The sequence below is a fragment of the Serratia sp. NGAS9 genome (assembly GCF_009905295.1).
GTDB classification, from domain to species: domain Bacteria; phylum Pseudomonadota; class Gammaproteobacteria; order Enterobacterales; family Enterobacteriaceae; genus Serratia; species Serratia bockelmannii.
The window spans coordinates 2467514-2491723 of sequence record NZ_CP047605.1; the positions used below are offsets into that span (position 1 = coordinate 2467514).

The 24210-nt window shown below is 59.2% G+C and carries 25 protein-coding genes and 1 riboswitch; of the genes, 10 read left to right on the forward strand and 15 right to left on the reverse strand.

Annotated elements, in window-relative coordinates:
* Position 1: 1 nt before the first annotated feature.
* From pqqE to GUC32_RS11910, 6 genes are all read right to left on the reverse strand, one after another.
* On the reverse strand, positions 2-1138 hold the full coding sequence (gene pqqE, locus GUC32_RS11885; RefSeq protein ID WP_197770267.1) for a pyrroloquinoline quinone biosynthesis protein PqqE: 1137 nt from the start codon (positions 1136-1138) through the stop codon (positions 2-4).
* On the reverse strand, positions 1131-1409 hold the full coding sequence (gene pqqD, locus GUC32_RS11890) for a pyrroloquinoline quinone biosynthesis peptide chaperone PqqD (RefSeq protein ID WP_016927749.1): 279 nt from the start codon (positions 1407-1409) through the stop codon (positions 1131-1133). The genes pqqE and pqqD overlap by 8 nt, the downstream gene beginning before the upstream one ends.
* Entirely contained in the window at positions 1409-2164 is a 756-nt protein-coding gene (gene pqqC, locus GUC32_RS11895; protein WP_025302820.1) for a pyrroloquinoline-quinone synthase PqqC, read from the reverse strand. Before pqqC ends, pqqD begins: the two co-directional genes overlap by 1 nt.
* Before the next feature lie 9 nt (positions 2165-2173).
* Positions 2174-3085 (reverse strand): pyrroloquinoline quinone biosynthesis protein PqqB, encoded by a 912-nt coding sequence (gene pqqB, locus GUC32_RS11900; protein ID WP_148123433.1) that lies wholly within the window; start codon positions 3083-3085, stop codon positions 2174-2176.
* A 58-nt stretch (positions 3086-3143) separates the two neighbouring features.
* Positions 3144-3221, reverse strand: a complete 78-nt coding sequence (gene pqqA / locus GUC32_RS11905) for a pyrroloquinoline quinone precursor peptide PqqA (RefSeq protein WP_004937827.1) — start codon at positions 3219-3221, stop codon at positions 3144-3146.
* Between the two features lie 117 nt (positions 3222-3338).
* Complete coding sequence (locus GUC32_RS11910) at positions 3339-4388, reverse strand: dipeptidase (RefSeq protein WP_049207640.1); 1050 nt, start codon at positions 4386-4388, stop codon at positions 3339-3341.
* A gap of 413 nt (positions 4389-4801) precedes the next feature.
* On the opposite strand from GUC32_RS11910, the gene GUC32_RS11915 reads away from it, so the two are divergent.
* Positions 4802-5272, forward strand: a complete 471-nt coding sequence (locus GUC32_RS11915; protein ID WP_369435751.1) for a DUF2846 domain-containing protein — start codon at positions 4802-4804, stop codon at positions 5270-5272.
* Between the two features lie 116 nt (positions 5273-5388).
* On the opposite strand, the gene GUC32_RS11920 is transcribed toward GUC32_RS11915, so the two are convergent.
* Both GUC32_RS11920 and GUC32_RS11925 read right to left on the reverse strand, forming a co-directional pair.
* A complete protein-coding gene (locus tag GUC32_RS11920) occupies positions 5389-6285 on the reverse strand; it encodes a LysR family transcriptional regulator (protein ID WP_060447178.1) in 897 nt (298 codons plus the stop codon).
* A 69-nt stretch (positions 6286-6354) separates the two neighbouring features.
* On the reverse strand, positions 6355-7161 hold the full coding sequence (locus tag GUC32_RS11925; RefSeq protein ID WP_226905806.1) for an AraC family transcriptional regulator: 807 nt from the start codon (positions 7159-7161) through the stop codon (positions 6355-6357).
* Between the two features lie 127 nt (positions 7162-7288).
* Here GUC32_RS11925 and GUC32_RS11930 point away from each other — a divergent pair, with 127 nt between their 5' ends.
* Positions 7289-8077, forward strand: a complete 789-nt coding sequence (locus GUC32_RS11930) for a cyclase family protein (protein WP_369435752.1) — start codon at positions 7289-7291, stop codon at positions 8075-8077.
* Between the two features lie 3 nt (positions 8078-8080).
* Positions 8081-8608 carry a carboxymuconolactone decarboxylase family protein gene (locus GUC32_RS11935; protein ID WP_043137372.1) on the forward strand — a complete coding sequence of 176 codons (528 nt, stop codon included), beginning with the start codon at positions 8081-8083 and terminating at the stop codon, positions 8606-8608.
* 76 nt (positions 8609-8684) lie between these two features.
* Here GUC32_RS11935 and GUC32_RS11940 read toward each other — a convergent pair whose 3' ends face one another.
* The 3 genes from GUC32_RS11940 to GUC32_RS11950 all read right to left on the reverse strand — a co-directional run bounded on the left by GUC32_RS11940 (position 8685) and on the right by GUC32_RS11950 (position 13281).
* The gene (locus tag GUC32_RS11940; protein WP_043137457.1) at positions 8685-10154 is read right to left on the reverse strand and encodes an aspartate aminotransferase family protein; all 1470 of its coding nucleotides are present in this window, start codon (positions 10152-10154) and stop codon (positions 8685-8687) included.
* A gap of 18 nt (positions 10155-10172) precedes the next feature.
* The gene (locus GUC32_RS11945; RefSeq protein ID WP_071826114.1) at positions 10173-11555 is read right to left on the reverse strand and encodes a diaminobutyrate--2-oxoglutarate transaminase; all 1383 of its coding nucleotides are present in this window, start codon (positions 11553-11555) and stop codon (positions 10173-10175) included.
* A gap of 505 nt (positions 11556-12060) precedes the next feature.
* Positions 12061-13281: an NADH:flavin oxidoreductase/NADH oxidase family protein gene (locus tag GUC32_RS11950; protein WP_025302830.1), complete on the reverse strand. Its 1221-nt coding sequence runs from the start codon at positions 13279-13281 to the stop codon at positions 12061-12063.
* A 70-nt stretch (positions 13282-13351) separates the two neighbouring features.
* On the opposite strand from GUC32_RS11950, the gene GUC32_RS11955 reads away from it, so the two are divergent.
* Positions 13352-13759, forward strand: coding sequence for a MerR family transcriptional regulator (locus GUC32_RS11955; protein WP_025302831.1), 408 nt, complete (start codon positions 13352-13354; stop codon positions 13757-13759).
* Here GUC32_RS11955 and eno read toward each other — a convergent pair.
* The 3 genes from eno to GUC32_RS11970 are packed head-to-tail and all read right to left on the reverse strand — an operon-like array spanning position 13756 to position 16453.
* A complete protein-coding gene (gene eno / locus GUC32_RS11960) occupies positions 13756-15039 on the reverse strand; it encodes a phosphopyruvate hydratase (protein WP_369435753.1) in 1284 nt (427 codons plus the stop codon). The two genes, GUC32_RS11955 and eno, sit on opposite strands and share 4 nt — an antisense overlap.
* A 16-nt stretch (positions 15040-15055) precedes the next feature.
* On the reverse strand, positions 15056-15484 hold the full coding sequence (locus tag GUC32_RS11965; protein WP_025302833.1) for a universal stress protein: 429 nt from the start codon (positions 15482-15484) through the stop codon (positions 15056-15058).
* A 3-nt stretch (positions 15485-15487) separates the two neighbouring features.
* Positions 15488-16453 (reverse strand): DHHA2 domain-containing protein, encoded by a 966-nt coding sequence (locus GUC32_RS11970; protein ID WP_151428519.1) that lies wholly within the window; start codon positions 16451-16453, stop codon positions 15488-15490.
* Between the two features lie 40 nt (positions 16454-16493).
* Positions 16494-16569: riboswitch (Fluoride riboswitch) on the reverse strand.
* A 180-nt stretch (positions 16570-16749) separates the two neighbouring features.
* Here GUC32_RS11970 and GUC32_RS11975 point away from each other — a divergent pair.
* From GUC32_RS11975 to GUC32_RS11985, 3 genes are all read left to right on the forward strand, one after another.
* Positions 16750-18630 carry a diguanylate cyclase gene (locus GUC32_RS11975; RefSeq protein WP_369435754.1) on the forward strand — a complete coding sequence of 627 codons (1881 nt, stop codon included), beginning with the start codon at positions 16750-16752 and terminating at the stop codon, positions 18628-18630.
* Positions 18631-18701: 71 nt separating this feature from the next.
* Positions 18702-19550, forward strand: a complete 849-nt coding sequence (locus tag GUC32_RS11980; protein ID WP_151428520.1) for an AraC family transcriptional regulator — start codon at positions 18702-18704, stop codon at positions 19548-19550.
* Positions 19551-19608: 58 nt separating this feature from the next.
* Positions 19609-20016 (forward strand): DUF2000 family protein, encoded by a 408-nt coding sequence (locus GUC32_RS11985; protein ID WP_025302837.1) that lies wholly within the window; start codon positions 19609-19611, stop codon positions 20014-20016.
* An 82-nt stretch (positions 20017-20098) separates the two neighbouring features.
* Here the strand turns inward: GUC32_RS11985 and GUC32_RS11990 are convergent, their stop codons facing one another.
* On the reverse strand, positions 20099-20968 hold the full coding sequence (locus tag GUC32_RS11990; protein WP_151428521.1) for a LysR substrate-binding domain-containing protein: 870 nt from the start codon (positions 20966-20968) through the stop codon (positions 20099-20101).
* A 181-nt stretch (positions 20969-21149) separates the two neighbouring features.
* Here GUC32_RS11990 and GUC32_RS11995 point away from each other — a divergent pair, with 181 nt between their 5' ends.
* The 3 genes from GUC32_RS11995 (at position 21150) to GUC32_RS12005 (ending at position 24018) form a co-directional block, all read left to right on the forward strand.
* Positions 21150-22322 (forward strand): nitrate/nitrite transporter, encoded by a 1173-nt coding sequence (locus GUC32_RS11995; RefSeq protein WP_225735576.1) that lies wholly within the window; start codon positions 21150-21152, stop codon positions 22320-22322.
* 17 nt (positions 22323-22339) lie between these two features.
* Positions 22340-23386, forward strand: coding sequence for an NAD(P)/FAD-dependent oxidoreductase (locus GUC32_RS12000; protein ID WP_369435755.1), 1047 nt, complete (start codon positions 22340-22342; stop codon positions 23384-23386).
* 314 nt (positions 23387-23700) lie between these two features.
* Positions 23701-24018, forward strand: coding sequence for a cupin domain-containing protein (locus tag GUC32_RS12005; protein ID WP_025302841.1), 318 nt, complete (start codon positions 23701-23703; stop codon positions 24016-24018).
* Positions 24019-24210 lie beyond the last annotated feature (192 nt).

Genomic DNA, 24210 nt, shown 5'->3' on the forward strand with positions numbered 1-24210 from the left:
GTCAACCCTTGAAGATCAGACGGGAGTTGGCCTGATTGCGAAAACGCAGCTGATCGATACCGATCTGCGAACGGTTCGCCGCTTCCCGCGCCGCCAGAATGGTGCCGTGGTGCGGCGATTTGCCGCACACCGGGTCGGCGTTGTCGGCGTTGCCGGTTAGCATGAACGCCTGACAGCGGCAGCCGCCGTAGTCTTGCTCTTTCTCCGAGCAGGAACGGCAGGGCTCCTGCATCCAGTCATAGCCGCGATAGCGGTTAAAACCGAACGAGTGGTACCAGATATGCTGCAGATCGTGCTCCAGCACCGACGGGAAGGCGATCGGTAACTGACGGGCGCTGTGACAGGGTAACGCCATGCCTTCCGGCGTCACGCTCATGAAGATAGCGCCCCAGCCGCCCATGCAGCCTTTGGGGCGCTCCTCGTAGTAGTCCGGCGTGACGAACAGCAGGTTGGCCAGCTTGCCGTCGGCGGCCATGCGTTCGCGGTAGCGTTTCACCACGGTTTCCGCATCGGCGATCTGTTCGCGGGTCGGCAGCAGGCCCTCGCGATTGAGGTGCGCCCAGCCGTAGAACTGGCAGGTCGCCAGCTCGACGTCGTCGGCGTCCAGCTGGATCGCCAGTTCGATAATGCGGTCGATCTGGCCGATATTATGGCGATGCAGCACGAAGTTGAGCACCATCGGATAGCCGAGCGCCTTGACCGCCTTGGCCATGGCCAACTTCTGCTGAAATGCTTTGGCGGAGCCCGCCAGCGCGGCGTTCAACGTTTCATCGCTGGCCTGAAAACTGATCTGAATGTGATCCAGCCCGGCGTCGGCGAAGGTCTGCAGCTTTTTCTCGGTCAGGCCGATGCCGGAGGTGATCAGGTTGGTGTAAAACCCGAGATCGCGGGCGGCGGCGATCAGCTCGGGCAGGTCTTTACGCACCAGCGGCTCGCCGCCGGAGAAGCCGAGCTGCACGCTGCCCATCGCCCGCGCTTGGCGAAACACCTCGATCCACTGCGCGGTGGTCAGCTCTTTTTCCTGCGCGGCAAAATCGAGCGGGTTAGAGCAATAGGGGCACTGCAGCGGGCAGCGGTAGGTCAGCTCCGCCAGCAGCCAGAGCGGCGGATTCACCGCCGGCGCACGTGGTTCAGTCACGGAAGGTCACCCATTTTTGTTCGTAGGCGCGCTGGAAAAATTCCAGCACGTCGTCCGCTAACCCTTCGGCGCCGGGGAAGCGGGCGTTCAACTGGGCGATGATGCCGTTCAGCGTAGTGTGGCCGTCGACCAGTTGCAAAATGGCGGCGGCGCTGTCGTTCAGCTTGGCCATGCCTTCCGGGTAGAGGATCACATGGCTGTTTTGCACCTGCTCCCATTGCAGGCGGTAACCGCGGCGGAAGACGGGGGTGTGTTCAGGGTTCAGCGTCATTACACCAGCCTCTGGTTGTGCCATACCCGCGCGGCGGTCACGCTGTGGTAAGGCGGGCGGTTCAGGGTGTAGGCCATGCTCATGGCGTCCAGCATGCTCCACAGAATGTCCAGCTTGAACTGCAGGATCTCCAGCATGCGCTGCTGCTTTTCAACGGTGTCGCAATAGTCAAGCGCCAGCGCCAGGCCGTGTTCCACATCGCGGTTGGCCTGGCCGAGGCGGCTGCGGAAATAGTCGTAGCCGGCGGCGTCGATCCACGGGTAGTGCTGCGGCCAGCTGTCGAGGCGCGATTGGTGAATTTGCGGCGCGAACAGTTCGGTCAGTGAGCTGCAGGCCGCTTCCTGCCAGCAGGCGCGGCGCGCGAAGTTGACGTAGGCGTCCACCGCGAAGCGCACGCCCGGCAGTACCCGCTCTTCAGAGAGCAAAGTGTCGCGCTGCAGCCCAACGGCTTCGCCCAGGCGCAGCCAGGCCTCGATGCCGCCTTCGCTGCCGCCGTAGCCGTCGTGATCCAGGATGCGCTGTACCCATTTGCGGCGTGTTTCCGGTTGTGGGCAGTTGGCCATGATCGCTGCATCCTTAATCGGAATGCTGGTCTGGTAGTAGAACCGGTTGGCCACCCAGCCCTGGATCTGCTCGCGGGTCGCTTCGCCGTTGTGCATCGCGATGTGGTACGGGTGGTGGATATGGTAATAAGCACCTTTGGCGCGCAGCGCCGCTTCAAACGCCTGTGGGTCAAGGGGGAGTGGTTGCGTCATGGCGGTTCCCTACAGTTCGATATTCATGCCGTCCCAGCTCACTTCAATGCCGGCGGCGGTCAGGCTTTGCCGTTCTGCCGAGTTTTCATTGAGGATAGGGTTGGTATTGTTAATGTGGATCAGGATTTTGCGCCTGGCGGGCAAGGTGGCGAGCAGAGCCGCCAGCCCATGTTCTTCCGCCAGCGCCAGATGCCCCATGTCCTTGCCGGTATTGCGGCCCACGCCGGCGTTGGCCAGCTCGTTGTCGCGCCACAGCGTGCCGTCGATCAGCAGGCAGTCCGCGCGGCGCAGCCACGGCATTAGGGCCTCGTCCGGCTCACCCAGGCCCGGTGCGTACAGCAGCCCGACCCCGCGTGCGGTATCTTCGATAAACAGCGCCACGTTGTGGCCCGGCAGCGGGCGATCGCGGTACGGCGAATAGGGCGGCGCGTTGCTGAGCAGCGGAATGGCGGTAAAGCGCACGTTCGGACAGACCGCCGTGTGGAACGGCTCACCGGGCGTCACCGGGTGGTGAATCAGCCCGCCGTTCCAGTGGGAGAGCATGGGAAACACCGGGAAGCCGGTGCTGAGATCGTCATGTACTTCAGGCGTGCACCAGACCTGGTGCGGACAGCCCTCACGCAAATTGAGTAAGCCCGCGCTGTGATCGATCTGGCTGTCGGTCAGCACGATCGCGCCGATGCCGGTGCCACGCAGCACGTCGGGGTTATTCAATTCGGGCGAGGCCAACAGTTGATGGCAAATGTCCGGGGAAACGTTGCACAGCACCCAGTTTTTACCGTCGTCGCTGATAGCGATGGAAGACTGCGTGCGGCGCGTGGCGCTGATGCTGTGGTCGCGAACGCCCCGACAGTTGTCGCAGTTGCAATTCCACTGGGGAAAGCCGCCGCCCGCCGCCGAGCCGAGAACTTTTATCTGCATGTCTAAACCAGAAAGAGAGGGAAAGAAATGCCCGCGCGAAGGGCGGGCAGACGGGCGATTAACGGTTGGAAATGTACAGCGTTACTTCCAGCCCCAGACGCAGGTCAACAAACTCAGGTTTAGTCCAGGTAGTCATAGCGGTGCTCCTTAGCATGCATCGTAATATGTCGAACCCAATGAGAAACGTTCGCATTCGGCCGGCACAATGTTGGCGAAATGTGACGGAGATCGCAACCTTTAAAGCGTAACCGGGTTATTCACCCCAGGTGGCGGCGAGCACGTTCAGCCAGTTGCGCCAGGTCAGCTTCTCCAGCAGCCGGTTATCGAACCCGGCCTGCGCCAGCGCTTGCGTCAGGCGCGGCAGGCCTGCGGCGTCCTCCAACGGTTGCGGTACGTTGACCCCGTCAAAATCAGAGCCAAACCCCACGCGATCTTCACCAAGTTTAGCGATCAAATACTCAACGTGTTTAACAATTTCTGTTAAGCCGGTCGTTGCACTGTCACGTTTACCGTCCGCCCGCAGGAAGGCGGTGCCGAAATTGACGCCGACCATCCCGCCGCTCTGGGCGATGGCGTCCAGCTGCGCGTCGGTCAGGTTGCGTGGCTGCGGGCAGAGGGCATGGGCATTGGAGTGGGTAGCGACCAGCGGTGCGGTGCTCAACGCGGCGGTTTGCCAGAAGGCTTTCTCGTTCATGTGCGAGACGTCTATCATGATGCGGCGCTGATTGCAGGCACGGATCAGCGCCTCGCCGGCCGGCGTCAGGCCGGGGCCGGTATCGGGTGAGCCGGGGAACGACCCGCTGACGCCGGTACCAAAGGCGTTTGGCAGATTCCAGAATGGCCCGATGCTGCGCACGCCCAGCCGGTAGAAGGCCTCCAACTGCGTCAGTTCTGCATCGATCATGCCGGCGCCTTCGATATGCAGCACCGCGGCGATTTGCCGGTTGAGGCGGCACTGTTCTATTTCGGTGGCGGTGCGACAGATGCGCAGCTGCCCCTGAGAAGCCTGCTCCAGCTGCTGCAGGATGGCGATCTGCCGTTCGGCGATCGCCAGCGGATCGAAGGCGGCCTGCGCCTCGTCCTGCGTTTGATTACGCATCTGGGCGATATAGCTGACCGGAGGAATAAATACCGCGAACAGTCCGCCGAAAAATCCGCCGCGCCGCATGCGGGAGAAATCGAGGTGGCCCGGCGTGACGCGGGAATAAAAGGCGGCGACCGGATCGTCGTCATGCTGCAGCCACAGATTGAGCAGCAGGTCGTTATGGCCGTCGAAGACCGGCCAGAGAGGGGGAAGCGTCATGGGCGTTTCACTGAGTCAGGCATCGTGAACGCTATGTTCTCCCATCGAGCGAGGGGGAACAACCCTCGCTCGATGGGGAGATTCGAATGCAGTGAACATACGGAGATTAACCTGACCGAAATTATTTTCAGCCAGCGGTCAAGGTAATTTAAACGTGTGGTTCAGCGTTGATTATGCCAATAAAATTGATGGTTCTGTAATATTTTAGACATTGATTTCTTGAATCAAATTTTATTTGTGGCAATATCGTCATCGCTTGTGTGTTGGGCACGCGGCCCCCCTAACTCACTGTTTGAAAATGAATTTCACCACTATCAATATAATAACTGTTGGTTATATTTAATGTGATAATTAAATGTTCACAGTGAATTAAGCGTTGTTCCTTGCTACATTTTTATACCGAAGGATTGATCATGACCAAAAGACTACTCCTCTCCGCCTCACTGGCGAGCGCATTATTATTAAGCGGGTGTGCAAGCATCCCTCTCGCAACAGATCAAGAATCAGCGCATGCCAAAAGCTTCCCTGCGTTGGAGGAAAACAAAGCGGGCCTCTATATTTATCGTGACAGTTTTGTCGGCAAGGCGTTGAAGAAAGATGTTTATCTTGACGGCAAATGCGTGGGTGAGACCGCGGATAAAACGTTTTTCTATACCCAGGTTGACGGCGGACAACAGCATAAAATCTCTACCGAATCTGAATTTTCTCCTAACGATCTTTCCATTTATACCGAAGCGGGGAAAAATTACTTCGTAAGACAATATATTAAGATGGGTGTATTCGTCGGCGGTGCCGGTCTGAGTCAATCGACAGAGGATGAAGGCAAACGTGTTATTTCTAAAGCTGCGGTAAAGCTTGCCAAGGGCGGCCGTTGCGATAGCTAATGCTCCTTGCCCGTGGGATTTCAGGGATATTCCTCCTGAAATTCCCATTATCTGTTTAAACCTTCGCTGTTTACCCTACGGCTATGAATGGAGTGACGATGTCACTCCGTTTTTCTTTAATGACAAACCGACAACACCAACTGCCGCAGCCAGCGGTGATCCGCCTCGGCGTCCAGGCGCGGGTGCCACATTTGCGAGACGGTAATGGGCGGCGTTTTCACCGGCAGCTCGAAGACGCGCAGCGGGCCATCGGCAGGTTGAGCCTGCAGGAAAGAGGTGGGCAGCAACGCCAACAGGTTTGAGGCTTGCGCCACCGCCAGCGCGGCGGGAAAGCTTGGCACCACGGCGGCGATATGGCGTGCCAGCCCCAGCTCCGCCAGCGCAGCGTCTACCGGCCCGAGAATGCGCCCGCTGCGCGAGGCCACCACGTGGCCGCAAGCGGCGTAGTCGGCGACGCCAATCTCTGGCTGTTGCGCCAGCGGATGTGCGGTTCTCATCACGCCAACGAAGCGATCGCGGAACAGCGCCTGCAGGCGGATTTCCGGGCCCATGTCACCCAACACGCCGATCTCCAGATCGACCAGACCTTCACGCAGGGGGCGGTCGCTTTTCTCCGGCTTGGGCGCAAAGCGCAACCGCACCCGCGGCGCCTGTTCGGCGGCGGCGGCGATCAGCGCCGGGCCGAAGGCCTCGACGAAGCCGTCATTGGCGCGCAGCGTGAAGGTACGATCCAGCGCGGCGGGATCCAATGCTCCCTGCGCCGGACGCAACACAGCGCGGGCTTCGAATGCCGCGTTTCGCGCCCGTTCGCGCAGCGTTTCGGCATAAGGCGTCAGCACCATATGACGGCCGGCGCGCACCAACAGAGGATCACCGGTGGCCGTGCGCAGCCGGCTGAGGGTGCGGCTCATCGCCGAGGCGCTTAAACCGAGACGCCGCGCCGCGCCGGCAACGCTGCCCGCCGTCAGCAGCGCGTCGAGTGCGATCAGCAGGTTGAAATCAGGGTCGGTCATGCGTGCGCATCCTGTCGTGCTGAATAGGGGGGAAGGCGTTCGATGCAGTTTGTGCGTGCGAATGCTGCATCAGTCGCCATGCATTATGCCTGAGCCTGTTTTCGCTGTGCCATGACTTACCGCTAAAAAACCGGAGGGGGACTGGCCCGTTTGCCGTCTGAACATGGCGATAAACGCGGACGGATCGTTATATCCCAGGGTAGAGGCGACATATTTGACGGCTTTCCCTTCCTGTAACAGCGTCATCGCCATGAGGGTTTTGCTTCTCAGCTTCCATTCATTGAAAGAGATGCCGGTAGCGGCGAGAAATCGCCGCGACAGCGTACGCTCACTCAAGCCCAGCATGCCCGACCATTGTGTCAGGGTGTTGAGATCGTGCGGCGCGGCGCTCATCTTTTCGGTCATGATCTTGACAACGTCATCGCTGCCGAGCGGCAGGTAGCTGTCAAAACGCTCCGACAGCGCCAGCTGCTCAAGCAACGCGGTAACCAGCGTCTGGTCCTGAGGCGTGTGCGGATAGCCAATAAGCCTTTCTGAAAAATCGGCCAGCACCGCTTTGACGATCTTATTCAGCCGCAGGGTTTGCGGTCTGCTCGGTAAGGATTGGCATAGCGAGGGGCTGACATGAAGAATGACATAGTCAATTGCACTCTTTGCTACGGATTCATGTTCGGTATTAACGGGGAGCCAAATGGCATATTCCGGTGTGGATAAATAAATATTGTTCTCAATATTTATTTCCGCCAACCCTTTCATGGAATACATCAGTTTGCCCCATGGCAACGCCTGTAAAGGGAATTGCGTTCCTGCCGGCCAGGATTTATTTCTGAACCAAATCGATATTGGGATTTCCCCGGTCAATTCTGACGGTTTCATGACGCCTTCCTGTCCGTTCATGGCTGCGTCTTCCTATTATAACAATAAGTTGTCTGATAATCGGCATTTCTATTCTATGGGGAAAGCTTACTCTGGGCAGGTCATTCCCCCGGATAAAGGTAACAATATGTACGGTAAAATCATTGATCTTTCGGTGCCGCTGATGAGCGGGATCGCTTCCGATCCGGAGCGGTTTCTGCCGGAAATCGAGTATGTTGACAACAAGCGCGGAGCGTTGCAGCTGGCGGAATCATTTCCCGGCCTGGATCCCTTAGCGCTGCCGCGTCAGGAGGGCTGGGCGGTGGAATTTGTCCGCATGAGCACCCACGCGGGGACGCATATGGACGCCCCGTATCACTACCATTCGCATATGGACGACGGATCGGCGTCAAAAACCATTGATGAAATACCGCTGGAATGGTGTATCGGCCCTGGCGTCAAATTGGATTTTCGGCATTTTCCCGACGGTTATGTGGCCACTGCGCATGATATTGAGCGTGAATTAGCGAGGATCGGCCATCCTATCGCCGCCGGCGATATTGTCCTGGTCAACACGGCGGCCGGCGGGCGTTACGGCAGCGAAGATTTTATTCATCGCGGTTGCGGCATGGGCCGTGAAGCGACGCTGTATCTTACTGAACGTGGTGTCAGGGTGGTGGGCACCGATGCCTGGAGCTGGGACGCGCCATTCAGCCATACGCGCACCAAATTTGAACAAAGCGGCGATATTTCGCTTATTTGGGAAGGGCACTATGCCGGCAGTCAATATCCTTATTGCCAGATTGAAAAACTGTGCAATCTTGAATTGCTGCCGCCCTGCGGATTTAACGTGATCAGTCTGCCGGTGAAGGTTTATAAGGCATCCGCCGGCTGGGCTCGGCCGGTTGCAATTATCGAAGCTCAAACGGGAGAATAAGCGATGGCCAGAATAAAACTGCCGGCAGTGAGTGAATTAACGGCTGAGCAGCAGCAGCAATATGCCCGTTTTCCCGCCAATCTTACGCTGGGTCTGTTGAAAACCAGCCGTTCGGCGCAGGGATATCTGTCCCTGGGCGCTTCTTTTCCGGCCGGGCGACTGTGTGATAAAGATCGGGAAATGATCATATTAAGGGTTGGCGCGTTAAGCCACAGCGCTTATGAGCGTATGCAACACTATCCGCTGGCGATCCTTGCGGGGTGGCGCGATGACGACATCGAGAAAATAGAGCAGGGTGTGGGCATCGACGCCAGAGGGACGGCCATCTTGCATTTTGTCGATGAATGCGTGAAGCAGGTGAAGGTCTCTGCCGACACATTTAACGCGGTCAGGCGCTATTATGACGAGGTTCAACTGGCTGAACTGGCATTAATGATTGGGCACTACATGATGACGGCGCGCTTTTTGGAAACGCTGGAAATCGATCTGGACCTCCAAGCGACATCCTGGGAAAACATGTCAACGGATTGAATACGCGCACGGCGTGAGCGCGATAAAAAAGCCGATAACCTGGGGTTATCGGCTTTTAATGCGCAGTGGCAGAGGGTTACGCGGGCAGCTGCTGGGCGGTTTTCTCGACCAGCGCCAACAACAGCTTGATGTCTTCCAGCGTCACGATCGGGTTCAGCAGCGTCATCTTCAGGCAGGTCACGCCATCGAACTCGGTCACGCCGACGTTGGCACGGCCCGATTCCAACAGGGCGTCACCGATACGCTGGTTGAACAGCGCGACGGCCGCATCGCCGTTCGCCGCCAGCTGCGCCGGACGGTAGCGGAACAACACGCTGGCCAGCTGCGGCTGCATCACCAGTTCCAGTGCTTCTTGATCGGCGATGTAGCGCGCCACCTGTTGCGCCAGCGTCACGCCATGATCGATGATCTCGGCGTATTGCTTCTGCCCGAGCGCTTCCAGCCCCATCCACAGCTTCAACGCATCGAAGCGGCGGGTGGTCTGTAGCGACTTGGACACCAGGTTCGGCACGCCTTGCGCTTCGTCGAACTCGGAGTTCAGGTAGGCCGCCTGATAGCGCATCAGCTCGTAGTGGCGCTCGTCTTTCAGCAGGAAGGCGCCGCAGCTGATGGTCTGGAAGAACTGCTTGTGGAAGTCCAGGGTGATGGAGTCCACCAGCTCCAGGCCGTCCAGGTAGTCGCGGTACTGCTCGGAAAGCAGCAGCGCGCCGCCCCAGGCCGCATCCACGTGCACCCAAATCTGCTGCTCCGCCGCCAGCCGTGCGATGTCGCGCAGCGGGTCAATGGCACCGGCGTCGGTGGTGCCGGCGGTGGCGACAATCGCCATCACCTGCTCGCCGTTGGCCTTGGCCTGCGCCAGTTTTTCCGCCAGATCGTTCACGTCCATGCGGGCGAAGCGATCGGTTTTCACCAGGGTGACGGACTGATAGCCGAGGCCCATCAGCGCCATGTTCTTCTGCACCGAGAAGTGGGCGTTTTCAGAACAGAACACCTTCAGCTTGCGCAGATCGCCCACCAGACCGTCCTGCTGCACGGAGTGGCCCTGACGCGCGAAGAACGCGTCGCGCGCCAGCATCAGCCCCATCAGGTTGCTCTGGGTGCCGCCGCTGGTGAACACCCCGGCGTCGCCGGACGGGTAACCGACCTGGGCGCGGAGCCACTCGATCAATTTCATTTCGATCAGCGTGGCCGACGGGCTCTGATCCCAGGAGTCCATGCTCTGGTTGGTGGCGTTGATCAGCACTTCGGCAGCCTGGCTAATCACCAGGCTCGGGCAGTGCAGGTGCGCCACGCACTGTGGGTGGTGCACCGACAGGCTGTCTTTCAAAAAGTACTCGATGGCGCGCTCGATCGCCGCCTGGTTGCCCAGGCCTTGCGGGGTAAAGTCTAGCTGGATGCGCTCGCGCAGTTCGGCAACGCTTTTGCCCTGATACATCTCGGGCTGTTGCAGCCACTGCACGACGGCTTCACTGCTCTGTGCGATCGCCTGGCGGTAAGCCTCGGCGCTGTGCGCCGAGGAAGCCAGAATCGGGTTTAACTTGGACATCGCGGTCATTCGCTCCAATCAGACAGGCTTGACGCCGGCGGCCAACAGCGCCTGCTCAAATTTATCCAGGAAAATACCCAGCTCATCATTGGTGATCAGCAGGGAAGGCAACAGGCGCAGCACACAGCCGTTGCGCCCGCCGCGCTCCAGGATCAAGCCGGATTCGAAGCATTTTTTCTGCAGCAGCGCGGACAGCTCGCCATCGGCCGGGTAACAGCCCATGTGATCCTGCGCTTCGTTCGGCTTGACGATCTCGATGCCGATCATCAGGCCCAGACCGCGGACGTGACCGATCACCGGATAACGTTTCTGCAGCTCGGTCAGCTTGCCTTTGAGCCATTCGCCCTGAGCGGCCACTTTATCGGCGACCTTATGCTCTTTCAGGTACTGCAGGGTGGTCAGGCCGGTGGCCATCGCCAGCTGGTTGCCGCGGAAGGTGCCGGTGTGGTGGCCCGGTTCCCAGGCATCGAACTCTTTTTTGATGCCCAGCACCGCGAGCGGCAAGCCGCCGCCGACCGCTTTCGACATCACGATGATGTCCGGCTCGATGCCGGCGTGTTCGAAGGCGAACAGCTTGCCCGTACGGGCGAAACCAGCCTGAACTTCGTCGATGATCAGCAGAATGCCATGCTCCTGCGTCACTTTGCGGATGCGCTGCAGCCACTCGGCCGGCGCCGGGTTAACCCCGCCTTCGCCCTGAACGGCTTCTAGGATCACCGCCGCCGGTTTACGCACGCCGCTTTCCACGTCGTTGATCAGGTTGTCGAAGTAGTAGGTCAGCGCCTTGACGCCGGCTTCGCCGCCGATGCCCAGCGGGCAGCGGTATTCATGCGGATAAGGCATGAACTGCACTTCCGGCATCATGCCGTTGATCGCCGCCTTCGGCGACAGGTTGCCGGTGACTGACAGCGCGCCGTGGGTCATGCCGTGATAGCCGCCGGAGAAGCTGATCACGCCGGAACGGCCGGTGTGCTTTTTCGCCAGCTTCAGCGCGGCTTCCACCGCATCGGCGCCGGACGGGCCGCAGAACTGCAGGCAATACCCTTTGCCTTCGCCAGGCAACAGAGAGAGCAGGTAATCGGAGAAACGATCTTTCAACGGGGTCGTGAGATCGAGAGTATGTAACGGCAAGCCGCTGGTAATGACATTTTGGATGCTTTGCAGGACGTCGGGGTGATTATGTCCAAGAGCCAACGTTCCCGCCCCGGCCAGGCAATCAAGATATTGATTATTCTCAACATCAGTGATCCAAACGCCCTGGGCTTTCGCAATTGCCAACGGCAATTTGCGCGGATAACTCCTAACATTCGACTCAAATTCGGCTTGACGCGCCAAATAGGTTTCATTGTTTCCGTTTAATGAGTTTGCAACTAAAGTATCAATACGGACTTTATCCGTCATCATATCTCTCCTACAACCGAAGGTCTCAAGACGCAACGATTGAATTAATGAATTAGAAAAGTAACTGCCTTGTGAAAAGCGCGACCAATATATGGCTTTTTTGCCTGGGACTCAATAGCCGATTTTGTTTTGAATTGTTTAGTTTTTTCTTAGGCTCATCAATATGTTGTTGATTTGTTGACCGTTGGTTTTGCCAGCAAAAAACAACATTTCTTTAACATTGCGTAAAAATCCTTTTCTGCTTTCCTTTGGCTACTTCTTTAATGCATTTATTATTAAGGTGAATTTCCGATTAATAACATAAATAGAAAATAGCGGCTTATTTTCATCTATTCACCACCTTAAGTCCTATAGCGGTTATATACACAAAATTTGTGATGAATATAAGCGGTCGAGCGTTAAAAGCGCAGTACCCAGAGTGGTGATTTCTTGCAGATTTTACGTAGCGCGATCAAAAAAGCGGGATTTTTGTGCGGTGCCGGCGAGTCTGCCGGCACCGCGGTTATTAACGTTGCCGTAACCAGGCGTGATAGCGCCGCAGAGTGCGGCGGGTGCGCCACCGGTCGATGAGCAGCGACCACAGCGGGGAGTAACGCACGTTGCGCGTCCGATCGCGGCTCAGGGCGTGCATGCGGCGCTTGATCAGCGCCATACGAGCGAGCAGCGTCAGCGTTTTATCGCGCCATTTTACCGGCGCGGGCAGCGCATGAGGGGCTTCGCCGGTTTGCCAGCGGTGCGGCAGATCGGGAATTTCCGCCATGGCGGTGGCGATGCCGACCACCGCGATGCCGCTGTTCAGCACCCGTTGCGCCACCGACGGGCGGGCGATGCCGCCAGTAGTCATCACTGGCATGCGGGCCACTGCGGCGAGATCGCGGGCGAAGGTCAGAAAATAGGCTTCGCGCGCCAGGGTGCTGTCGTCCGCCGCTTCGCCCTGCATCGCCGGGCTCTCATAACTCCCGCCTGACAACTCCACCAGATCGACCGGCAGTTCGTTGAGCATCAACAATACCTGTCGGGCCTCGTCCGGCGAAAAGCCGCCACGCTGAAAATCGGCGGAGTTCAGTTTGACCGCCACGCAAAAGCCTGGCGAGACACGCTGGCGCACCGCGCGCACCACCTCCAGCAGCAGGCGGGCGCGATTCGCCAGCTCGCCCCCCCAACGATCGCTGCGCTGGTTGGACAACGGCGACAAGAACTGGGAGATGAGGTAGCCGTGCGCCGCATGGATCTGCACTCCGGTAAACCCGGCCTGTTCGGCGGCGTGCGCGCTGGCGGCGAAGCGGGCGATCACCTCGGCAATCTGCGCTTCGCTCATGGCCTGCGGCGGGGCAAACTGCTTGCTGTACTTGCCCATCGCCATTGGGATGGCGGAGGGTGCCCAGGCGTTGCCGCCCATGTTGGCCATCACCTGACGGCCCGGGTGGCTGAGCTGCATCCATACCTGCGCGCCTTCTTGGCGCGAGGCCGCCGCCCAGGTTTTGAACGCCTCGAGCGGCGTATCCTGTTCCAACACTACGCCGCCGGGGCCGGTCATGGCGCGTCCGTCGATCATCACGTTGCCGGTGATGATGAGGCCGGCGCCGCCGATACCCCAGTGGCGATACAGGCGCCATAGCGCGGGGCCGGGCAGTTGGCCCTCATCGGCCAGATTTTCTTCCAACGCGGCCTTGGCCAGACGGTTGGGTAAGCGGCTGCCGTTGGGCAGAATCAGTGGGGTAAACATCGGGTACGTTCCTGTCGCAGGGGGAATGGCGCTATACTAGGGTTAAAGTTAACTTTAAGGTCAATAGGGCATGAAAATCGGAGAGTTGGCGGAGCGCGCCGGCATGGCCGCCTCGGCGATACGTTACTACGAACAGCAGGGTCTGCTGCCCAAAGCGGTGCGCGGCGTTAACGGATATCGGGTGTATAGCGAAAGCGCGCTGGAGCGGCTGCACCTGATCCAAATCGGCCAGAATCTGGGGTTTTCGCTGCAGGCGATCCGCGGGGTATTGGCGCTGCAGGGCAGCGCCTATCAGGATGGGTTGATACAGGGCGTCGACAGCCGGCTGGCGGAAATCGAGCGGATGATGGCGACGCTGAACGAGCAGCGTGAGACGTTGATGGCGACGCGGCGTATTCTGTTGGAATCCGGCGTGGCGGGATTATGCCGCGCAAAAAATGAAAAACAGGCCGGTGCGTGGCCGGCCTGCAAAGATTAACGGTGTTTAAAGGCGGCGCGCCCGGCATATACCGCCGCGATGCCCAATTGGTCTTCGATGCGCATCAGCTGATTGTATTTTTCGATCCGCTCGCCGCGGCACGGCGCGCCGGTTTTCACATGGCCAGCTCGCATCGCAACCGTCATATCGGCGATAAAGCTGTCGACGGTTTCGCCGCTGCGGTGTGAGATAAAGGCGCCCCAGCCATTTGCCTGGCAAAGCTGCACGGCGGCGAAAGTTTCGCTCAGCGTGCCAATCTGGTTCAGCTTGATCAGCGCCGCATTGGCCAATCTTTCATCAATCCCGCGCTGGATGTATTTCACGTTGGTGACGAACAGATCGTCACCGACCAGTTCCACCTGATCGCCCAGGGCGTCGCTGAGAATGCGCCAGCCCGCCCAGTCGTCCTCGGCCAAACCGTCTTCAATCAGCACGATGGGAAAATCTTGCACCAGCCGCTGGTAATAGGTCGTCATCTGTTCGGCATCCAGTTCAGCGTTTTCGCTGCGCAGGCGGTATTTGCCGTTGGCATAGAATTCACTCGAGGCCGGGTCCATGCAAATGGCGATATCGTCTCCCGGTTGATAACCGGCTTTCTCTATCGCCTGTACGATCAGCTCCAGCGGTTGCCGGTTCGAGGCAACCGCCGGCGCAAAACCGCCTTCGTCGCCAACGCCGACCGACAGGCCTTTCTCCAACAGAATTTGGCGCAGCGCCTGATAAACTTCACTGCCCCAGCGCACGGCCTCGCGCAGCGACGGCGCGCCCAGCGGCGCTATCATAAATTCCTGAAAGTCCGCACCTTGCCAGCGGGCATGCACGCCGCCGTTGATGATATTCATGCAGGGCACCGGCAGCAGGTTGGCGCCGGGACCGCCCAGATAACGATACAGCGGCAGCTGCGACAATTGCGCCGCGAGGCGGGCGGCGGCCAGAGAAACGCCGAGCAGGGCGTTGGCCCCCAATCGGCTCTTGTTCTCGCTGCCGTCCAGTGCGATCAACCGGCGGTCAATCTCCCCTTGTTGGCGTACATCCACCCCGCGCAGCGCTTCATTGATCGCCGTTTTGACGCTTTGCACCGCTTCCTGAACGCCTTTACCGCCGTAACGGTGCGGATCGCCGTCGCGGTGTTCCACCGCCTCGCGTGAACCGGTGCTGGCGCCGGAGGGAACCGAAGCCCGTGCCACGACGCCCGCCGCAGTCATTTCAACTTCGACGGTGGGGTTGCCGCGCGAATCCAGGATCTCTCTGGCGGTTACGTTTTCAATTTCATAGCTCATGGATGATCACCTCATTCTAGGGAGTGGGCACGTGCTTTATCAGCACGTCGATCGACAAATGGTTAATGAACTCGAAGCCGAAGGAGGCAAAGACGCCGAACGGACGGTTCTGATGGCCGAGCAGCAACAGATCGACGCCTTCACGGGCAATCAGGGCCTCGATGTCTTTGAAGCGGTGAATACTGACAATTGCGCGCACCTCCAGGGGGATTGTGCAGTCTTCCACCAGCCGGCTGAGCATGGCTTTGGCAGCGATCACCTCGCTGGACTGGCGATCTTTGGTTTGTGCATCGCTGAGGTAGTCCAGCTCGGCATAGTCGGCGCTGATGTGCGCCACGGTAATGCGCGTATTCATCTGCTGATTGAGGCGTTCGGCATGGCGCAACAGCAGCCGGCCGTCGCGTTCATCCTGCACCAGCAGTAAAGCATGTTGATAGAGCGACATGACTTATCTCCCTGCGTTAGCAATCTGTAGGGTTAACCACGGTAAAACCTCTTTTTTCCGGCTCGTCATGCCGGGCAGCGACACCTGCCGAATGGCGAGCACCCGGTTCGACGAGAAATACAGGGTAGAGCGGTGGCGGGTGATATCGGTAACCAGCAGCGCGGCCATCTCCAGCCCGGCCTCCTGCTTAGCCTGATCGAGCGCCTGTTGCAGCGCGGGCAACAGCGGATCGATATCGCTCATAGCCCGCACTTCTATCTGCGACAGCAGCAGCGAGACGCTATGGATGCGGTAATTCTTAGCGTCACGGTGCAGCAACTGCGGGGCGGATTGCCCCGAAAGATCGGTTTTGGCGGCAAGCAATCCGGCGGTGAAGGCGTCATAGTCAACGTGAGAGATTGCGCATAACCGCGCGACCGCCACCCGATCCTGTTCGGTGGTGGTCGGTGCGCTCAGCGCAACGGTATCGCTCAAAATCGCGCCCAGCAGCAGCGTGGCCTGGGCGGAAGAAAGCGGCATCGGCGTATCTGACGTCAGTATGGACAGGATCACGGTGGCGCAACAGCCAACGGCGCGGATCCAGACATCGGGCGGGTTCCGGGTGATCAAGGTGCCCAGCCGGTGATGATCGATAACGCCGACCACATCGCTGTCGGGCAATGAGGCCGGCCCTTGTTCGACGTCGGTAAAATCCACCAGCCAGACTTTGCGGTCACGGAGATCGCCTTTCAGCAGCGCAGGCGTTTGTACGCCGGCGGCGGCCAGTATGTAGCGGGTTTCCGGCGTCAATTCGCCAAGGCGGAAAGCGACGGCCGGTTTGCCGAGGTGATTGAGCCAGTCCGCGACCACCAGCGCGCTGCAGATGCTGTCGCTGTCGGGATTTTTATGGCCGAAAACGTACAGCGGCATTTCCCGCACGGCGAGATCAGGCTGGGATGGAAAAGGGGTAATACGTGAGATTTCATTCATAGCGACTCCTGACATACCTGCCTAAAAAATAAAGCGAAGTTGTATATCAGGCGTCATCATCCGGTTCGAGCGAACGCGGCGGTTGGGAAAGGTGGAACACCATCACCTTGTGAACGACTGTAGCGCAGCGCGGTGGCAAACGCAACGCCCGGCAAAGCTGGCGAGAATGCGCAATCGGATTGATACTGAGTGAGTCTATGATGGACAAGGATATTTGCCGCTAACCGACGGATAGGCTGAACGGAATCACGCAGGCTGGCTGCGCCGGATCCGTGGGTGACACAATGGGAGACAACATGCTTGAACCCTGCTTCCCCGAAAACGAAGCCGAACGTCTGTCGGTACTGAACTCGCTGAACGTGCTGGATTCGAACTCGGTGGAAAAACTGGATCGTATTACACGGCTGGCGGCGAAATACTTCGGCGTCACCATTGCGCTGGTGTCATTGATCGACCGGGATCGCCAATGGTTTCTATCGCGCTACGGTCTGGATGTCCGGGAAACGCCGCGTAACATCTCATTTTGTGGCCATGCGATCTTGCAACGTGAAGCGCTGGTGGTGCCTGATGCCGCCAACGACCCGCGTTTTTTCGACAATCCGCTGGTGATCGGCGGGCCGCGAATCGGTTTCTACGTTGGGCAACCGCTGCTGTCGCTCGACGGTTTGCCGCTCGGCACCCTGTGCATTATCGACAGCCAGCCGCAGCCGTTTTCTCCGGAACAGGTGGCCGACCTGCACGACTTCGCCGCCGTGGTGGAAGAGTACCTGCAGAGCATTGAACGCCATGTCTATACCGAAAACCTGAAGTCCAACCTGCAACGCTCGGAAGCCTTGTTCGAACAGACCTTCGCCCAGGCGGCGGTAGGGATGGCGCTGGTGTCGCTGCAGGGGTATTGGCTGCGGGTCAATCCGCGCATCTGCGAAATGTTGCACTATTCCGAGCGCGAGCTGATGGATCGCACCTTTCAGGACATTACCTATCCGCTCGATCTCAACACCGATCTAGAAAAACTGCAGCAACTGCTGAGAAACGAGATCAGTACTTACTCGCTGGAGAAACGCTATTTCCGTGCCGATGGCTCGATCGTCTGGGTGCAGCTGACGGTGGCGTTAAACCGGCTGCCTAACGGCAAACCGGATCATTTCATCTCGGTTATCGTCGATATCAGCGAGCGCAAGGCGGCGGAGGCCGATCTGTTCGCTCTGCAACACGAGCTGGAACAACGCGTCGAAATCCGCACGCGGGAGCTGAACGTGGTCGTCAAGAAACTCAACGAAGAGATTGAAACCCGGGTACTCGCCGAATATCAGCTCAGCACGGAGAAGGAACGCCTGCGGGCCATTACTGACAACATGCCGGCGTTGATCAGCCAAATCGACGGTAATGAACGCTACCTGTTCGCTAACAGCGCCTATAAAACCTGGTTTGGCCTGGAAGAAAGCCGCCTTAGAGGAATGACGGTGCGCGATTTTATGGGGGAGAACGTTTATCAGATAGCGAAACCGATGATAGACAGGGCCCTGGCGGGGGAAATGGTGAGCTTCGAAAATGAGCTCCAGACCCAGAAGGGGTTGCTGATGATCCACACTACGCTGGTGCCGTGCGAGGCTCAGGGGTTTTACATTCTGTCCATGGATATTACCGAGTTGAAGCGCCTGCAGCAACGGCTGGAGTACGATGCTACGCACGACATGCTGACCGGATTGACCAACCGCCGCGCTTTTCTGCGTCGGTTGTCCAGCACGGTGCAGGCCTGTTGCGAACAGCGGCAAATGGCGCTGGTGTTCATCGATCTCGATGGTTTCAAAGCCCTCAATGACAGCTATGGCCATGACTTCGGCGATCTGATCCTCAAGACGTTCGCCAGGTTGCTCAGCGCCTGCGCCGGCGAGCGCCATAGCGTTTCGCGCCTGGCCGGTGACGAATTCACGGTCATCCTGTGGCCGTTGGCGGAACCGCAGCGCGAGGTCAGCGAATTTTGCGAAAACGTGTTGGCGCGGCTGGCTGATATTTCGCAGATCGGGCAGCAGACGGTGAGCCTGTCCGCCAGCCTGGGGGCGGCGATTTCCTCACACACTGACGTGACGGAGGAGATGCTGTTGACCCGCGCCGACGGCGCGATGTATCAGGCGAAATCGGCCGGTAAGGGCACTTATGCCATCTGCGAGTTATGAGCGTGAAACGGTGACCGTCTCAGGGTAAGCTGTTTTCTTCTTTCCTATGGGCAGAACTCCGGACTGACTGCATGGCGTCTAATCATCAACACAAAGACTGGCTGGAACTGCGGCGCGATGACGAAACCGGCATCGAAAGCGTCAATGCCCACTTTCAGGGGCATGCCTACGATCCCCACGATCATGACGAAATGCTGGTGGGCGTGACGCAGCAAGGTTTACAACGTTTCAACTGTCATCGTTCCTTGCATACCAGCCGGCCGGGACGTGCCATGCTGATCGAGCCGGGCGCGGTGCACGATGGTCATGCGCCGCAGGCCGAAGGGTTTACCTATGCCATGCTTTATCTGCCGCAGCATTGGGTTTCCGATGCGATGAACCGCCGCGGATTAGGGGACGTTTCTGTGCTGGAAGGCGCCTTCCACAGCACGTTGACCGACGATCCGATGCTGGCGACCGCGATACAACAGGCTTTTTTTGCGTTGCATCAGGGGGAAGGCCGGCTGGCGCGCGATCAAAGCCTGGATCAACTGCTGACGCTTTTGGCGCGGCATATACGCGTCAGGCCAACGTCCCAAAGCGATGATGCTTTGATTGTGATGAATCGCTTACGAGACTACCTGCACGAGCACATGGCGGGTAACCCCAGCCTGGATGAACTTGCGCTTCAGTGCGGCCTGGACCGCTTCCGCCTGACTCGCCAGTTCACCCGGGCCTTCGGCCAGTCGCCGCATGCTTACCTGATCCGGCTGAGGCTACGGGCTGCACGCTTGTTGTTGGCGCAGGGGGAAGAACCGGCGCAGGTCGCGATGCAGGTGGGCTTTGCCGATCAGAGCCACTTGGGCCGCTGGTTCCAGCGCGCCTACCGTTTATCGCCGGCGGCCTATCAACGTCAGTGCACAAACGTTCTATACCGCTGATTCGCCCATCGCCGATGATGCGCTTTTATTTTAAGAGCACAACGGAGTAGAGCGAAACATGTTTGATACCAAGATAGCGTTTATCGTACGCGACGATCTGCAGACCTGGCAGCGGCTGAATGTGGTGGCCTTTCTGGCGACGGGCATCGCCGCCGCCGCCCCGGAAATCATCGGCGAGTGTTATGTGGATGCGCAAGGCAGACGCTACGGCGGCATTTCCGGGCAGCCGATGCTGATTTTTGCCGCGGATCTGCCGGGCCTGCAAAATGTGCATCGCAAAGGGCTGGAGCGGGAATTGACGTTGGTTCCCTATGTGCACGCCATGTTTGCGACCGGGCACGATGCAGCCAACCGGCAGGTTTTTCTCGCTGAAGACGCGGACAATCTGGATTTGGTCGGTCTGGCGCTGCGCGGGCCGAAGAAAGCGGTGGATAAGGCGATAAAAGGCCTGACGCTCCACGCCTGAGAATATCTTTGCCTGGCTTACCGACTGGACGCGCGAAACGCTCGCGCATGTCCAGGAGGGTGATGCGTTTCCGATACGGCGCTTACGCCTGGAACGTCTGCAGCCAGGCGGCGAATTGGCTCACGACCTCATCGTCCCGATCGCGCAGCAGCAGGGAATAAACGCCGGTTCGGATAGTCAACGCTGGGAAAGGCGACACCAGCCGGCCAGACGACAGATGTTTGGCGCAGAACAGGTAAGGCACGACGGCCAGTCCCAGGCCGTCTTCGGCCGCCTGAATGGCGGCGAAGGTATGGTCGAGCGTCAGCGGCGGCGGCGAGGCGTCCAGTGCCGTCGGATAGGTATTCAACCAGCTGTGCCATAAATCCTCACGGGCGCGGATGCGAATGGCGGTATGCCCGGCCAGATTGTCTGGCGCGCTGATCGGCATGGTGCGCAAATAGCTCTGGCTGCAGACCAGCAGGCTGTCTTCCTGCAAAAAAGGGATCGCTTTCAGTCCGGAGAAGTGCGCGGGATCGCGCCGGATCGCCAGGTCAAACGGCATATTGCGATCGACGGCCCCAGTGGCGGTGGTGATATCAATCGCGACCTCCGGATGAATCTCGTTGAACGCTGCCAATTTCGGCATCAGCCAGTGCATGGTGAACGTCGGCAGGCTGTGTACCACCAGCCGCTGCCGGCCGACGCTCGCTTTCAGTGCGCTTTCCGCCGAAAACAATTCGCTTATCACTCGGGACGCAGTGCGGGAAAAATTCTCGCCGGCCTGCGTCAGCCGCACGGACTTGTGTCCGCGATAAAACAGTTTGAGCTGCAGCTGTTCTTCCAGGCTGCGGATGTGGCGACTGACCGCGCCGGTGGTGAGAAACAGCTCATCCGCAGCGGCGCTGAAGCTGCCGAGACGGGCGGCGGCTTCGAAAGCGGACAGGTGCGGCAGGGAGTGAATTTTTTTCATAGGTTGAGTCTAGCTCAACCAAGTGAGGGAGGAAAGATCGTTTGTCAGCCGTTGATTTTGCTCACTATGATGAGGCATCTCCTTCTGATTGCTGAGTTTATGATGCGGATCTTTTGGCTATCGGTCATGCGTGTTAATGGCGTTATCCTCACCCTGCGGTTGACAGGGAGGCGCCCCTGAGATGCGAGCTTTCTTTTTGCTTTGCGTGAGCCGGGCCGGCCTCTGCCTGGGCACCATGATGTTCGCCGGCGCGCTGCCGACCATCAGAAGCGAGTGGCAGCTCGACGCCGCCTCCGCCGGTACAGTGCAAACGGTGTTCAGCCTGACCAACGCCCTGGCGTTGCTGGTGGCTTCCTGGTGGTGTGATTCGCTGGGCGCGCGTCGGGTGTATCTGCTGTTTTCCTGGCTGGGTGCCGGTGCGCTGATGCTGTTCGCCGTGTTTGCCCATTCGTATATCGGCGCACTGGTGTTGATGGCCTTCGTCGGCCTGACGCAGGGCGGCGCCTATACGCCGGCGCTGCTGTTAGCGATGGGGATGAACGGCCCGGCCCGACGCGGTTACGCCATCGGCATGATCCTGGCGGCCAGTTCGTTGGGGTATTTTCTGTCGGTTTTCATCGCCGGTTGGAGCGCCATGCGCTGGGGCGCCGGCGTGGCGTTTGCCCTGTGCGCCGCCGGTGCGCTACTGGGGGCGCTGGCGGGTTCGTTGGCCCTGGTCGGTTATCAGGAACCGCAACCGCGCACGCTGGGGAGGAAGACGAAACGAGAAAGCTATGCTATCACCTATGCGACCCTGCTGTTGCTGATCGGGTATATCGCTCACAGCTGGGAACTGCTCGGTAACTGGGCCTGGGCACCCAGCCTGGTCAGCGAGGCGTTGAGCGGTTTCTCTCTGGATCCGCTCAGCGCCGGATTGATCGCCGCGGCGGTGATCCACCTGGCCGGCATGATCGCCACGCTGATTGTCGGCACCGTTTCCGACTATTTCAATCGTGCCTCGGTGCTGACGTTTGTGGGCGCCGCCGGTGCGTTGGGATCGCTGCTGATGGGGTGGTCGGCGAACTGGGGGCCGGGCTGGACGCTGCTGTTCGTCAGCATCGGCAGTTTCTTTATTCTTGGCGACTCCGGCGTGCTGTCGGCGGCGATGGCGGACAACGTGCCGCCGCAACAGCTCGGCAGCGTGATGGGCTGGCGATCGTTGCTGGGGTTCGGCATCGGTTCGTTCGCCCCGTTATCCTTTGGCATCGTGATGGATACCACCCAGAGCTGGGGCACGTCTTATGCCGTGTTGGCCTGCGGCGGCGGGGTAGCCTGCCTGGCGGCAGGATTGCTTTGGCGACAACACTTGAAATGAGGTTCGGACATCATTAAATGAATGGAACATCATCACGCATGGTTATCGTGGGCGCCGGGATTGTCGGCGCATCGATCGCCTATCATCTCGCGCGCCAAGGGCAGCACGTTATCGTGGTTGAGCAGGCGCATCCCGCGGCGGGAGCCACAGGCCGCTCGTTTGGCTGGATCAGCGAAGGCGTGCCTGAGGGCGCGCCCGACGCGTTTCTGCGGCGCGAGATCGTGGCTGACTGGATACGCCTGGCGCAGGAGATCCCGGATCTCTGGGTGAATTGGTCCGGCGCGCTCAGCTATGGTCAGGCGCCGGCGACGCAAAAACCCGATAATCGGCTTTTGCCCTCCGCCGAGGTGACCGCGCTGGAACCGGGGCTCAGGCAGCCCGATAGTCAAGCCTATTTTGCGGCGCGTGACGGCGCCGTCGATCCGCAAGAGGTGACACAGCGGTTGCTCGAATGCGTTCGCGCGTGGGGCGGGGAGTTGTTCCTGGGGCGAACCGTCAGCGGATTTTTGCGTGAAGACGGGCAGATAATCGGCATCGTTACCGAGGAAGGCGCGATTACCGCCGATCGGGTGGTGCTCGCCTGTGGCACGGGGATCTCGGCGCTGTTGGACGGCAGCGGATTCTCGCTGCCGATCGAGGCGTCGCCGGCCATTTTGTTACGCTATCACGCGGCGGCGCAGGTGGTGAACACGCTGATTGCGGGCGACGACATCGAAGTGCGTCATGCACAAAATGGCGATCTGCTGGCGGCGGAAGATTATCCTGCGCACGGCGATGAAAATCGCGTGGAGGGCGAAGCGCAATCGGCGATTGAAGGGCGCCTGCCAGGCACGGCGCCCTTGCAACTGCAGGCGTGTTCGGTGGGGATGCGCCCCCGGCCGCGCGACGGTTATCCCATCGTTGGGCCGCTGGGCGCCACCTGCCTCTATGTGGCGGTGATGCATCCGGCCGTGATGTGCGCACCGACGCTTGGCCGGCTGATCGGAGACGAGCTGCTGCATGGCGTCAATTCCGCCATTCCGCACGCTTATCGCCCGGCGCGATTTATTAATGATGGGGTGTGAAGGGGGAGACCATCGCGATCTCCGGCAGACGGCGCCTTGGTCTCGCCGTTCAGGTTTTCCGACTACGGATCAGCACCGTAATACGCTCAACCCTGCAGCGGTTTTTTGCGCCCTCGGCGAGGCTCTTATATATTTAGTAGCATGCCTGAGGCAGGTTAGGCATGAAACGGCGGTCGATCTGGCCGCTGCAAGTACGACAGTTAATCCGTTCGCCAAGAGGCTGCGAGCCGGTGCTTTCGGTAGGGACAGCCGCCAATCGTTTTTACGGCGACCGAAGGCGGAGCAGCTACTCACAGGTCACGAGGACACTTACCATGCATAAGAGAACACTGGCGTCACTGCATTACGAAAACATGCCTTACGATGGGGTACACTTTCACATTTTGAAACGGGAGACGCCTGGCCATACGGCGTTGCTGAAGCTCGATGCGGGCAGCCAACAACCGGCGCGTTTTCATCCGGGCTGGGTGAAACTGATGGTGCTGAGCGGTGAACTGAAGGTTGACGATCAGACGTTGCAACCCCATGAGATGTTAATCATTCCTGCCAAGACCGCCTATACGGTACAGGCCATCACGGAAGTGATTTGTCTGGCGATTTCCGAGCTGGACGGCGCCGAGTTGGCCCGTTGACGAGATAACCATTCTGGATGGAGGAGAGCCTAGGCGCTCTCCCTATCCCTTTAGCATTAAGCCGCCCCCCAGGCTGAGCTACCTGCTGATTGATGCGCATACCTCCTGATTTAAGCCACCGCGCTTTCCCTTTCCATCACTTTCGGCCGCGTCGCCCCCGCAACGAGCCGCCATTGCGCAGCGCATGCGCAA